This is a genomic window from Paraburkholderia ribeironis, assembly GCF_900019265.1.
Lineage (GTDB): Bacteria > Pseudomonadota > Gammaproteobacteria > Burkholderiales > Burkholderiaceae > Paraburkholderia > Paraburkholderia ribeironis.
Map to the genome: position 1 here is coordinate 18571 of NZ_CYGX02000068.1, position 13491 is coordinate 32061.

At 64.6% G+C, this 13491-nt stretch carries 10 protein-coding genes; 3 read left to right on the forward strand and 7 right to left on the reverse strand.

Going from position 1 to position 13491, the window contains the following annotated elements:
* Positions 1-61: 61 nt before the first annotated feature.
* The 3 genes from preA to BN2475_RS26555 all read right to left on the reverse strand — a co-directional run bounded on the left by preA (position 62) and on the right by BN2475_RS26555 (position 4324).
* Positions 62-1408: an NAD-dependent dihydropyrimidine dehydrogenase subunit PreA gene (gene preA / locus BN2475_RS26545; protein WP_245841608.1), complete on the reverse strand. Its 1347-nt coding sequence runs from the start codon at positions 1406-1408 to the stop codon at positions 62-64.
* A gap of 98 nt (positions 1409-1506) precedes the next feature.
* The gene (locus tag BN2475_RS26550; RefSeq protein WP_094782435.1) at positions 1507-2856 is read right to left on the reverse strand and encodes an NAD(P)-dependent oxidoreductase; all 1350 of its coding nucleotides are present in this window, start codon (positions 2854-2856) and stop codon (positions 1507-1509) included.
* A 148-nt stretch (positions 2857-3004) separates the two neighbouring features.
* Positions 3005-4324 carry a Zn-dependent hydrolase gene (locus BN2475_RS26555; RefSeq protein ID WP_245841610.1) on the reverse strand — a complete coding sequence of 440 codons (1320 nt, stop codon included), beginning with the start codon at positions 4322-4324 and terminating at the stop codon, positions 3005-3007.
* Positions 4325-4649: 325 nt separating this feature from the next.
* On the opposite strand from BN2475_RS26555, the gene BN2475_RS26560 reads away from it, so the two are divergent.
* Complete coding sequence (locus BN2475_RS26560) at positions 4650-5402, forward strand: TetR/AcrR family transcriptional regulator (RefSeq protein WP_174642049.1); 753 nt, start codon at positions 4650-4652, stop codon at positions 5400-5402.
* Between the two features lie 106 nt (positions 5403-5508).
* On the opposite strand, the gene boxA is transcribed toward BN2475_RS26560, so the two are convergent.
* The 4 genes from boxA to BN2475_RS26580 form a co-directional block, all read right to left on the reverse strand.
* Entirely contained in the window at positions 5509-6750 is a 1242-nt protein-coding gene (gene boxA, locus BN2475_RS26565) for a benzoyl-CoA 2,3-epoxidase subunit BoxA (protein ID WP_094782436.1), read from the reverse strand.
* A gap of 63 nt (positions 6751-6813) precedes the next feature.
* A complete protein-coding gene (gene boxB / locus BN2475_RS26570; protein WP_094782437.1) occupies positions 6814-8241 on the reverse strand; it encodes a benzoyl-CoA 2,3-epoxidase subunit BoxB in 1428 nt (475 codons plus the stop codon).
* Between the two features lie 114 nt (positions 8242-8355).
* A complete protein-coding gene (gene boxC / locus BN2475_RS26575) occupies positions 8356-10026 on the reverse strand; it encodes a 2,3-epoxybenzoyl-CoA dihydrolase (RefSeq protein WP_094782438.1) in 1671 nt (556 codons plus the stop codon).
* A 119-nt stretch (positions 10027-10145) separates the two neighbouring features.
* Entirely contained in the window at positions 10146-11126 is a 981-nt protein-coding gene (locus BN2475_RS26580; RefSeq protein ID WP_094782439.1) for a helix-turn-helix transcriptional regulator, read from the reverse strand.
* A gap of 204 nt (positions 11127-11330) precedes the next feature.
* Here BN2475_RS26580 and BN2475_RS26585 point away from each other — a divergent pair, with 204 nt between their 5' ends.
* Positions 11331-11798 carry a DUF4863 family protein gene (locus BN2475_RS26585; protein ID WP_094782444.1) on the forward strand — a complete coding sequence of 156 codons (468 nt, stop codon included), beginning with the start codon at positions 11331-11333 and terminating at the stop codon, positions 11796-11798.
* Positions 11799-11805: 7 nt separating this feature from the next.
* Positions 11806-13401: a 3,4-dehydroadipyl-CoA semialdehyde dehydrogenase gene (locus tag BN2475_RS26590; protein WP_094782440.1), complete on the forward strand. Its 1596-nt coding sequence runs from the start codon at positions 11806-11808 to the stop codon at positions 13399-13401.
* Positions 13402-13491 lie beyond the last annotated feature (90 nt).

Consider the following 13491-nt stretch of genomic DNA (forward strand, 5'->3'; position numbering starts at 1 on the left):
TGGGGAAAAGACAGGTTCGGTACAGGCGCTGCGTTTTCTACCGGCGACTCGACGTCGTGTTTCAGGCCGCCTTCGCGGTCTGCGCCTGGGTCCCCGCGGCAGAGGTCTCGGCGGTTTCATTCACTGCGGCCGTCGCGGGCGGCGGCGCAGCCACCCGCGCCGGGTTGTGCGCATGCGTGGTCCAGTTCGCGTACTCGCCGCTATCGACACGCTCCATCGTGATGCACTGCTCGACCGGACACACATGCATGCACAGATTGCAGCCGACGCATTCGGAGTCCATCACTTCAAAATGCCGGACGCCATCTTTTTCTTTCGTGATCGCCTGATGAGCGGTGTCCTCGCAGGCGATATGGCACAGGCCGCACTGAATGCACTTATCCTGATCGATGCGCGCCTTGATGTCGTAGTTGAGATTCAGGTACTTCCAGTCGGTGACATTGGGCACGGCGCGGCCGCGAATCTCGTCGAGCGTCGCGTAGCCTTTTTCGTCCATCCAGTTCGAGAGACCGTCGGCCAGATCGGCAACGATACGGAATCCGTAGTGCATTGCAGCCGTGCACACCTGCACGCTGCCCGCGCCGAGCACGATGAATTCGGCGGCGTCGCGCCACGTGGAGATGCCGCCGATGCCGGAGATCGGCAGGTTCGGCGTCTCGCCGTCGCGGGCGATTTCCGCGACCATGTTCAGCGCGATCGGCTTCACCGCCGGGCCGCAGTAGCCTCCGTGCGTGCCTTTGCCGTCGACCATCGGCAACGGCGACATCGCGTCGAGATCGACCGCGACGATCGAGTTGATCGTGTTGATCAGCGACACGCCGTCCGCGCCGCCCTTGTAAGCGGCGCGCGAGCCGAGCCGGATGTCGCTGATGTTCGGCGTGAGCTTGACGAGGCACGGCAGCTTGGTGCCCTCCTTGACCCAGCGCGTGACCATTTCGATGTACTCGGGCACCTGGCCGACCGCCGCGCCCATGCCGCGCTCGCTCATCCCGTGCGGGCAGCCGAAATTCAATTCGACCGCATCGGCCCCGGTATCTTCGACGAGCGGCAGGATCCACTTCCAGTCGCGTTCATTGCACGGCACCATCAGCGACACGATCATCGCGCGCTCGGGCCAGTCGCGTTTGACTTGCGCGATCTCGCGCAGATTGACGTCGAGCGGGCGATCGGTAATCAGCTCGATGTTGTTCAGGCCTGCGATCCGTTGACCATTCCATTGCACCGCGCCGTAGCGCGAGCTGACGTTCACCACATGCGGATCGAGGCCGAGCGTCTTCCACACCACGCCGCCCCAGCCCGCTTCGAACGCGCGGTTCACGTTCCAGGCCTTGTCGGTGGGCGGCGCGGACGCGAGCCAGAAAGGATTCGGCGAAGTAATGCCGGCAATCGTACAGCGCAGATCGGCCATGTTCGGCTCCTTGGGGACTGCTCGTTTATCTGGTTGCTGATGCGTGCTGCGCGCGGCGCGATGCGGCGCTGCGTAGCGTTGTGCAGCGTGATGCCTCGCTACGCGGCTTGCACCGCGGTGCGGGCGAACTGTGCGTCGATCGCGGCGGCGGCCACCTTGCCGTCCTGCACGGCCTGCACCGTCAGGTCGATGCCGCCGGTGGCCGCGCAATCGCCGCCCGCCCACACATCGGCGAGCGAGGTTCGCCCGTTCGCATCGACCTCGATGCGGCTACCGTCGAGCGTCAACAACTCGCGTGCGATGCCCACCGGCACGAGCGTTTGTCCGATCGCCTTGAGCACCATGTCGGCTTCGACCACGAAGCGCTCCTGAATGCCGTCGCTCGCGGTCCGTTCGAACTCGACACCGGTGACCACGCCATCCGCGCCGATCAGGCGCGTCGGCGATGCATGCGTGACGAGCGTGACGCCACTGGTCTGCGCGAAGTCGCGCTCCGCCCAGGTGGCGCTCATCGACTCGACCCCGCGGCGGTACACCATCGTCACGGATGTCGCGCCGAGTTTGCGGCTTTGCACGGCTGCATCCACCGCTGTGTTGCCGCCGCCAATCACGACGACGCGGCGGCCCACCGGCACCGTGCCGAAATCGCTAGCACTGCGAATCTGTTCGATGAAGTCGATCGCGTTCAATACGCCGCTCAGGTCTTCGCCTTGCATCGCGAGCGAGCGCACGCCACCCAGACCGATCGCGAGGAACACCGCATCATGGCGCTGGCGCAAGGTGTCGAGCTCGACATCGCGTCCGAGCGCAACGCCATGCTCGATTGCAATGCCACCGATCGAACACAACCACGCCACTTCACGCTGCGCAAAATCGTCGACGGTCTTGTACGCGGCAATGCCATACTCGTTCAGGCCACCGGCTTTCTCACGGGCGTCGTAGATCGTCACGCGATGTCCCGCCAGCGCCAGCCGATGCGCGCACGCGAGCCCGGCCGGCCCGGCGCCGACCACCGCGACGTGCCGGCCGGTTTCGGCCGCGCGCCTGAACAGCGGCTCGCCACGCGCCATCGCCCAATCGGTCGCGTGCCGCTGCAACGCGCCGATCGCCACCGGCGTCGCGTCCTGAGCGTGACGCACGCATGCGCCTTCGCAAAGAATCTCGGTCGGACACACGCGCGCACACATGCCGCCCATCGGATTGGCAGACAGAATATCCACGGCGGCGCCCTTCAGATTGCCGTTGCTGATCTTGCGAATGAAGCTGGGAATGTCGATGCGCGTCGGACACGCGCTCACGCAAGGCGCGTCGTAACAGTAGTGACAGCGGCTCGCTGCCGCGGCCGCGGCGCTCGCGTCGAGCAACGGCGCGATATCGGAGAACTCGCACGAAAGCTGCTCGGGCGACAGGCGCTGGGCTGCAATGTCGCCGGTTTGCTTGATGGCCATACACGTTCCTTCTTCGATGTGAGGACGTAGCCGTGCCTGCCGGCTGCGCTCAGGCGGAGCCGGGACGGCATGTTTATGGGCACTACGGGTAACGCGAGGGAAAATCGGCGCGACCTTTACCGCGGCCTTTAACGCAACTGGTGCCGCGTCACGAAACCGGCTCGCACGCTCGCTCCAGCATCGCGTGCAGCAACACGTTGGCGCCCGCCTCGATCCATTCGAAGGTGGCGTCCTCGATCTCGTTGTGACTGATCCCGTCGACACACGGCACGAACACCATCGAAGTCGGCGCGACCTGCGCGAGATAACACGCGTCGTGCCCCGCACCGGACACCATGTTGCGATGCGCGTAGCCGAAACGTTCCGCGGCGGCACGCACGGACTTCACGCAGGCTTCATCGAACGCGACCGGCGCGTAGTAAAAGATCTGTTCGAGTTCGGTTTCCAGACCGATGCGCTTCGCAATCTCGGCCACGCCGTCGCGCAACGCGGCGTCCATGCTGGCGAGCACCGCGTCGTCCGGATGACGAAAGTCGACGGTGAAGAACACCCGGCCCGGAATCACGTTGCGCGAGTTCGGATGGACCTGCAACATGCCGACCGTCGCGCAGCCGAACGGCGCGTGGTCGAGCCCGATGCGATTGACCAGCTCGACCACACGCGCGGCACCGAGCAGCGCATCGCGGCGGCGCGGCATCGGCGTCGGACCCGCGTGCGCCTCCTGCCCGGTCAAGGTGATTTCATACCAGCGCTGGCCTTGCGCATCGGTCACGACGCCGATGGTCTTCTGCTCGGCTTCGAGAATCGGCCCTTGTTCGATATGCAGTTCGAACGCCGCATGCAACGGCCGGCCTCCGCACGGAAGATCGCCCGCATAACCGATGCGCCTGAGTTCCTCGCCGATGGTCTTGCCGTCGACGTCCTTGCGCGACAGGCCGTAGTCCAGCGTAAACACGCCGGCGAACACACCCGAGGCCACCATGGCCGGCGCGAAGCGCGAGCCTTCTTCGTTGGTCCAGATCACCACTTCGATCGGATGCTCGGTCTCGATGCCATGATCGTTAAGACTCCGAATCACTTCGAGACCGCCCAGCACACCGTAGATGCCGTCGAACCGTCCGCCGGTCGGCTGCGAGTCCGCGTGCGAGCCTGTCATCACCGGCAGCGCAGCGGGATTGCGTCCGGCGCGACGCATGAACACATTGCCCATCTGATCGACACTGACCGTGCAACCGGCCTGCTTCGCCCAGCTGACGATCAGATCGCGCCCTTCCCGGTCGAGGTCGGTGAGCGCGAGGCGGCAAACGCCGCCTTTGGGTGTCGCGCCGATCTTCGCCATCGTCATCAGGCTCTCCCACAGCCGTTTGCCATCGACCCGGATCGACGTCGCAAGGTCTGCGCCCTGCGGGGCATCCCCCAAGGGGACTTCCTTCGGGGCGTGTTTCAGCGCTTCGGATACCACGTTCATTCGTCTCGCTCCTTTCGGTGAACCGACATGAAACTGGTGCATCGGCGGCGGGTTTTGGGGCGTGTCCGCACGCCGACGGTGCACGGTCGATGCGTTCGGTCCGCTCTCAGGTCCGCTCTCACACAGAGGGCAAACCCTGATGCCGCGCCCGCTCTCTCAATCCTGTCCAGTTGGACAGGTTGTAGACGATTAAGCCCGCCAAATCAATGCATTTCGTTCGAACGGAAACAGAGCGAGAACAGAGCGAAAAGCGTGCCATTGCGCTGCAGCACGGCTCGCGCGCCATCTCCAAAAGGGTGTGTGAGGCTCGCGCCGAACGACTAGAATGAAGCGCGAAGCGGCGCACCTGCCGCTGAAGGCGAACATGAGAGACGACGACGTGGCGGCCAGCATCACGGAAAACGACGAAACACGCGCGCCTTTGCGGCGGCGCAAGGCGCACATTCGCGAGTCGAACGAAGCGCATCTGCTGGCATGCGCCGAAGCGGTATTCGCGGAACGGGGGCTCGACGGTGCGAGCACCGCAATGATCGCGGAACGCGCAGGCTTGCCGAAAGCCAACGTGCACTACTACTTCCCGACCAAGCTCGCGCTCTACCGGCGCGTGCTGGAAGATCTGTTCGAAGACTGGCACCGCGCCGCCGATACGTTCGAATGCAGCGACGACCCGGTCGAAGCGATTGGTGGCTACGTGCGAGCGAAAATGGATTTGTCGCGCCGCCGGCCGCTCGGCTCGAAGGTGTGGGCGAGCGAGATCATCCACGGCGCGGAGCACATGGAGGACATCCTGACCGGACGCGTGAAGCCGTGGCTCGATAGCCGGGTGAAAGTGATCGACGGCTGGATTGCGCGTGGCCTGCTCGCGCCGGTGAATGCGCAGACGCTGATGTACATGATCTGGGCGACCACCCAGCATTACGCCGACTTCGACGCGCAGATTCGCGCGCTCAAGGGCAAGCGCGCATTGACACGAAAAGCCTTCGAGGCCACCACCGAGGAAGTCGTGCAACTGGTGATCCGCGCGTGCGGTGCGGTGTCGCCTGCGCAGCATGAAGACGGAGCCGATCCGTCGAGGTAACACACGTGACAAGGCCCCGCGCGGACCGTCATGCTTGCGTGACCGGCGGGGCCTTCGTTTACATCAATTGCAGTCTGTCGGCGGGGGCTCGGCGCGCTTACGCGCGTCAATAAGTCTCCAGATGCAGCCGCCCTTCGCGCTTCATCTTCGCCCACAGTGTTTCCCAATCCAGCTGATGCTGGTCGCTGATTTCCTGGAGCGCTTGCAGCACGCCGTCTTCCATGCCCTTCAGGCCGCACACATAGACATGCGTGTTGTCGTCCTTGAGCATTTGCGCGACGTCGACCGCGCGTTCGCGCATCGCGTCCTGCACGTAGCGTTTCGGTTGACCCAGCGTGCGCGAGAACGCCAGATTCGTATCGATGAAATCCTTCGGCAGATTCGTCAGCGGTCCGAAGTACGGTAACTCCTCCTTGGTCCGCGCGCCGAAGAACAGCATCAATTTGCCGGTCGCGCCCTTTAGCCGGCGCCGCCGGCGATACTCGGTCATCGCGCGCATCGGCGCGGAGCCGGTCCCGGTGCAGATCATCAGCAGATGCGAGTTCGGATGATTCGGCATCAGGAACGTGCTGCCGAACGGACCGATCACGGTGACCGCGTCGCCCTTCTTCAGATCGCACAGGTAGTTCGAACATACGCCGTCGATCGCGTCGCCATGCTGCTGCGACACCCGCTTGACCGTCAACGACACGTTGTTATAGCCGGGCCGTTCACCGTCGCGCGGGCTCGCCACCGAATACTGGCGCGCGTGATGCGTGCGGCCGTCGGCGCCCGCTCCGGGCGGCAGAATGCCGATCGACTGCCCTTCCAGCACTGGAAACGGCATCGAACCGAAATCGAGCACGATGTGATGGATGTCGCTGTCGGCCGCGCCGTCCGTGAGCTGGTAGTTGCCGACCACCGTCGCGGTGGTCGGCGCCTTGTGCGTGTAGAGATTCACATACGGCTTCGCGGCCGACCACGGCGGCACCACCGAGCCGCGCACGATGTCCACGTCGATACCGCTCGCGTCCGCCGGCGTATCGCCCGACGCGAGCGCGCCGGTCGACTCGTCCGCGGCCGGCACCGCCATGGTGTTCTGCTCCGGCAACACGTCCCACGTCAATTGCTCTTCGATCGGGTACGCGTCGGCCTTCAACACCGTGCGCCAGTTGTCGATCGCGCCGGTCGGACACGGCGGCACGCACGCCATGCAGCCGTTGCAGATGTCCGCCTTGACCACATAGTTGTTGTCGTCGTGCGTGATCGCATCGATCGGGCACGTCTCTTCGCAGGTATTACAGCGAATGCAGATTTCCGGATCGATCAGATGCTGCCTGAGAACTTCGATCGATACTGGGCCGTTCATGACTTCCTCCACCAGGGTGTGCAGCGCAAGCGTGCGACGCGTCTCTCGTGTGCTCTCGTACGTTCAGTTAAAGCGCACGTATTCGAAATCGACCGGCTGACGGTTGATGCCCATCGCGGGCGGCGCAATCCAGTTCGCGAACTTGCCGGCTTGCGTGACGCGCCCCATCAGCGACGCGACGTAAGCGCGGTCCTCCGGCGTGGCGAGCCACTTTGCTTCGTTGGCGGCCCATTCGGCTTCGCTGATCACGCGGCCATCGGGCGACACGCGCGTGCCCGCGAACGTGCCGATCTGCCGATTGAACGCCTTATGCGGCACTGTCATGCGGAAATCGATGCCGGCCTTTTCCAGCACCTTGTTCCAGCGCCCCACGCCCGCCATCGAATCCTTGATGTAGTCGTCGCGCAGCACTTCGTTCATCGCGTTGAGCATCGGCACTTCGCGCTCGACCAGCTTGTCCCCCTGCACGTCGAGCAGCTTGTAGCTGTGGCCGTTCAATTGATGGTCGTCGTCGCGCTTGCCTTCCTCATAGCGGCCTTTCAGGCCCGAGCTATAAAACGTGGCCGCGTTCGACGAATGATCGGCGCCGAACAGGTCGATCGTCACCGAGTAGTGGAAATTCAAATAGCGCTGGATGGTCGGCAGATCGATCACGCCGGCCGCGCGGATCTTCGCGACGTCGTCTGTGCCGAGTTCGTTCATCACCTGCGCGGTACGCTGGATCACGCGCGAGACACCCGATTCGCCGACGAACATGTGATGCGCTTCTTCGGTCAGCATGAACTTCGTGGTGCGCGCGAGCGGGTCGAAGCCCGACTCGGCAAGCGCCGACAACTGGAATTTGCCGTCGCGGTCGGTGAAGTACGTGAACATGTAGAACGCGAGCCAGTCCGGCGTCTTCTCGTTGAACGCGCCGAGAATGCGCGGATTGTCGTCGTCGCCCGAACGGCGGCCGAGCAATGCTTCGGCTTCCTCACGACCGTCGCGGCCGAAGTAGCGATGCAGCAGATAAACCATCGCCCACAGGTGGCGTCCCTCTTCGACGTTGACCTGGAACAGGTTGCGCAGATCGTACAAGGACGGCGCCGTCAAACCGAGGTGGCGCTGCTGCTCGACGGACGCCGGCTCCGTGTCCCCTTGCGTGACGATAATACGGCGCAGGTTCGCGCGATGCTCGCCCGGCACGTCCTGCCATGCCGCTTCGCCCTTGTGTTCGCCGAAGTGGATCTTGCGGTCCTGCTCGCCGGGCGTGAGGAAAATGCCCCAGCGGTACTCCGGCATCTTCACATGGTCGAAGTGCGCCCAGCCGCCCGCATCGACGCTCACCGCCGTGCGCAGATAGACATCGTAGCCATGCGAGCCTTCCGGGCCCATATCGCCCCACCACGACAGAAAATTCGGCTGCCATTGTTCGAGCGCGCGTTGCAACGTGCGGTCGTCGGCGAGGTTGACGTTGTTCGGAATCTTTTCGCTGTAGTTGATCGTGGACATGGTCGGTTCCTTGTTCGAAGCTGCAGTGCTGACGGTGAGAGGCGCGTATCGGCCAGGTGGCGTCGTTTCAGATCGCGCGGCTTGCGTCGCGCGATGCCGGCGTTCAGGCGCGCATCAAACGCGCGAGACGTCGAATTGCGCCTTGCTGCCCTTGCCGTACACCTTGAGCGCGCCCTTCTCGCCCACTGCGTTCGGCCGGTTGAAGATCCAGTTCTGCCATGCGGTGAGACGGCCGAAGATGCGCGTCTCCATCGTTTCCGGACCATTGAAGCGCAGGTTCGCTTCGAGGCCGGTCAATGCGTCCGGCGACATCGCCGCGCGTTCTTCGAGCGCAATGCGGATTTCGTCGGCCCAATCGATATCGTCGGGCGATGCGGTGACGAGGCCGACGCGTTCGGCTTCGACTGCCTTGATCGGCTGGCCGATCCGGGCGCGCACCGTGTCGAGCGGCTCGGTTTCTTCATAGAAGCGCCGCGCGAGCCGCGACTGCTGCGTGACCATCGGGTACAGCCCGAAGTTGACTTCCGACAGCGTGATGGCCGGCTCTTCCTCTTCGTTGCCCGGCAACGCGGCCATGTAGCTGCGGTCGGCGGCGAATGCGAGTTCCGCGAAGGTGCCGGCAAAGCACGAACCCGGCTCGATCAGCGCGAACAGCGAACGCGACGACACGTCGATGCGTGCCAACGTGCGGCGCAACAGGCCGATGGTCTCGCGCACGAACCAGTGGTCCTTGTGCTGCATCAGCGTGGCGTCGGCGGCGAGCAGATGACGGGCGTCGCCTTCGGTCTTGAAGACCCAGGTGCCGATTTCGAGTTCGTTGGTGCGCATCGACAGAATCGCGTCGTCGAGCTCGCGGGCGAACTGCAGCGGCCACCAGTTCACGCCGGCCGCGACGATCGCGTCGATGCTCGAAGGCGGTTGCGTTTGCGGCGCCCTCGCCGTGAAGGTGGCGATGCGCTTTGCGCGATCGATCGTGATGTCGAGCGTCTTGTAGCTCAAGCCGTCTTCGCGGTCGGTGCGTTCGATCCGCGTGAGCGTCACGCCTTGCGCATCCGCCGGGCGATCGCTTTGCGCGGCCAGTTCGAGGGCGCGCGCCTGGATTGCCTGGTCGAACTGGTTCGGTTTCACGACTTCATCGACCAGACGCCATGCCTTCGCGCGCTCGCCGCGAATGCCTTCGACCACTGTGCAGAAGATGTCGGCGCGATCGTGCCGCACCTTGCGTTTGTCCGTGACGCGCGTGAGCCCACCAGTGCCCGGCAGCACGCCCAGCAACGGCACCTCTGGCAGCGACACCGACGACGAGCGGTCGTCCACCAGATAGATCTCGTCGCAGGCGAGTGCGAGTTCATAGCCGCCGCCAGCACAGGCGCCGTTCACCGCGGCGAGAAACTTCAGACCCGAATGGCGCGACGAGTCTTCCAGACCGTTGCGCGTTTCGTTGGTGAACTTGCAGAAGTTGACCTTCCACGCATGCGACGACAGCCCCAGCATGAAGATGTTCGCGCCCGAGCAGAACACGCGGTCTTTCAGGCTGGTCAGCACGACGGTCCTGACTTCGGGATGCTCGAAGCGGATGCGCTGGATCGCGTCATGCAGCTCGATGTCGACACCGAGGTCGTATGAATTCAGCTTCAGCTTGTAGCCATCGCGGATGCCGCCCTCCTCGGCGATATCGATGCCGAGCGTCGCGATGGGACCGTTGAAGCTCAGCTTCCAATGCTTGTACTGCGAAGGATCAGTGCGGTATTCAACCGGTGCGACCGCGGTTGCTGCTGTGGACATGGGGCGTCTCCTGACTGGACGTTGCAAGATCTGTTTTTTGAACAATAGTGCACCACCAACCCCATGTAAAGCACTTTAGTGCATGTTTAAGAGTAAACCCTGGGCTGCCGGATCGCCGGTCAGCGCACTGAGGCGTCGTCCGGCGACTCGGCCGCCAGCCGCGCGGCAAGCCGGTCGCGCAGTTGCAGATAGGCATCGGCGAGGGTTTTCTCGCTGGTGTCGAAGGTCATGTCGGCGCGGCCATACAGCTCGCCACGCCCCGCCAGGATGCGCTTCAGGTCGTCCATCGCCTCCTTGTTGCCGGACATCGGCCGCAGATCGCCTTGCGCGATGACACGGCGCATATGCTCTTCCGGCGTGGCCTGCAGCCAGACGGTGAAGCAATGCGACAGCAGTGCGTTGAACGTGGCCGACTCCGACACCAGCCCGCCCGGCGATGCGATCACCGCGCGCTCGTGCTCGTGGATCACCGCTTCCAGCGCGCGATGCTCGTAGCGTCGGTAAGCGCCCGCTCCGTATAGCGAATGAATCTCGGACGGCGGGCAGCCGGCCAGCTGCTCGATCACGCGCGTCAGCTCGATGAACGGCACCTTGCGCTCCTGCGCGAGCATGCGCCCGAGCGTCGATTTGCCGGCGCCGCGCAGCCCGATCAAGGCGATCCGGTCCTTGCGGTGCGGGTCGCGCGGCGCCTGGGCGAACATCTCGGCGAGCGCCATGCGGGCGCGCTGCAACGCGGCCTGATCGCGGCCTTGTAGCAGCTCGCGGATCAGCAGCCATTCGGCGGATGCAGTGGTTTCGTCGCCGATCACCTCGGCGAGCGGGCAGTTCAAGGTCAGCGCGATCTGCCGCAGCACCAGTACCGACGCATTGCCGACGCCCGACTCCAGATTCGCCAGATGTCGCTCCGACAACCCGGTTTCGGTGGCAAGCGTCTTGCGAGTCATGCCGCGGCGAGCGCGCAGCAGACGCACGCGCTCGCCCATCGCGGTCAGAAACGGATCGCGCTCTTCGCGCTCGACACCGCGTTCGGGCCGCTCGGCGCGGGCCGCGTCGTGGTCGGCGGGCTCGCCCAACGGTGTGAGAGAGTACTTTTGATTCATGTTTTGCCACCTCAATGACGGCGATATATGTACTATAGTGCTTGACACGCACCAGGTGAACGGTTTAATTTTCGCCAAATATTGATCCAATAACAAACGCTGTCGAAGTCCTTCGGCGGCGTCACGGAGATGGCGCGGCAACACGCAAGCATCGAGGCGGCTCAGTCGCCGCGGCTGCGTGAGCGCGCCGACCAGGAGGCTCGCATGTCCCCACATGAATTCCAGTGCCTGATCGCGGGCGTCACAGCGCAACTCGCCGGCCGGCCGCTCGACAGCCAGTTGGCGAACTGGCTGAACCAGACCTGGCCGGCCAACGGCGCGACGTTCCGCGATCTCGCGAGCGCGTGCCAGACCGGCGTCGCCGAAGGCTGGCTGTGCAACCGCGAGGGCGGCGGCATTCGCTACGGCCGCATCTTCAAGCCATTACCCGAAACCCACGGCTTTTCCGTCGACGTGGTCGACATGAAGGACATTGCCGGTCCGCATCACGTGCATCCGCATGGCGAGATCGACCTGATCATGCCGCTCACCGAAGGCGCCACGTTCGACGGCCACCCGGCCGGCTGGTGCGTGTACGGTCCCGGCTCCGCGCATCGTCCGACCGTCGCGAACGGCGAGGCGCTGGTGCTGTATCTGTTGCCGCAAGGCGCAATCGAATTCACTCCCGCTTGAGAACACCATGACCGAACTCCTGAAGAACCACGTGGCTGGCGAGTGGGTCGCCGGCAGCAGCACCGGCGTGACGCTGACCGACCCGGTGACGGGCGAGGCACTGGTGCGCGTCTCGTCCGGCGGTCTCGATCTCGCTCACGCGTTCGGGTTTGCGCGCGAGCACGGCGGCGCCGCGTTGCGCGCATTGACCTATGTGCAACGCGCCGCCCGCCTCGCCGACATCGTCAAGCTGCTGCAAGCGCAACGCGACGACTACTACGCGATCGCCACCGCCAACTCCGGCACCACGCGCAACGATTCGGCGGTCGATATCGACGGCGGCCTGTTTGCTTTGTCGTACTACGCAAAACTCGGCGCGTCGCTCGGCGACGTGCACGCGCTGCGCGACGGCGCCACCGTGGCGCTCAGCAAGGACCAATCATTCAGCGTGCAGCATGTGCTCACGCCGACGCGCGGCGTCGCGCTATTCATCAACGCGTTCAACTTTCCGTCCTGGGGTCTGTGGGAGAAGGCGGCGCCCGCGCTGCTATCCGGCGTGCCGGTGATCGTCAAGCCCGCCACGGCCACCGCATGGCTCACGCAACGCATGGTGGCCGACGTGGTCGACGCGGGCATCCTGCCGGCCGGCGCGCTCTCCGTGATCTGCGGCGGCTCGGCGGGTCTGCTCGAGCAGATTCGAGCCTGCGATGTCGTCTCGTTCACGGGCTCGGCGCAGACCGCCGCCACGCTGCGCGCGCATCCGGCGTTCGTGCAGCACAGCGCGCGTCTGAACGTGGAAGCCGACAGCCTGAACAGCGCGATCCTATGCGCCGACGCCACGCCAGGCACGCCCGCATTTGACTTGTTCATCAAGGAAGTGGTGCGGGAAATGACCGTCAAGTCCGGCCAGAAATGCACGGCGATCCGGCGCGCGTTCGTACCGCAAGCAGTGCTCGAAGCCGTGCTCGATGCGCTGAAGGCGAAGCTCGCGACAATCACGGTCGGCAATCCGCGCAACGACGCCGTGCGCATGGGCTCGCTCGTGAGCCGCGAGCAATACGAGAACGTGCTGGCCGGCATCGCCGCGTTGCGCGAGGAAGCGGTGCTCGCGTACGACGGCTCTGCCGCGCCGCTGATCGACGCGGACCCGGCCATCGCGGCTTGCGTCGCGCCGCATCTGTTCGTGGTCAACGACCCGGACAACGCAACGCTGCTGCACGACGTCGAGGTATTCGGACCGGTGGCCAGTGTTGCGCCCTATCGCGTCGACACCGCCCCGAACGCGCTGCCCGAAGCGCACGCTGTCGCTCTCGCGCGACGCGGCCAAGGCTCGCTCGTCGCGTCGATCTACTCGAACGACGATGCGCATCTCGGCCGGCTCGCGCTCGAACTCGCCGACTCGCATGGCCGCGTGCATGCGATTTCGCCGTCGGTTCAACAGAGTCAGACCGGCCACGGCAACGTGATGCCGATGTCGCTGCATGGCGGCCCCGGCCGCGCGGGCGGCGGCGAAGAACTCGGCGGCTTGCGCGCGCTGGCTTTTTATCACCGGCGCAGCGCGATCCAGGCGCCGGCAGCGGCCATCGACACACTCACGCAAACGACTCACCCGGCCACCGCCTAGGGAAACGCTGATTAATGAATCTCGGCGGTCATCGCTGACGCAGCCGAGGACGTTATAGAAGACAGCTCACGGAACGGACCCACGATGATG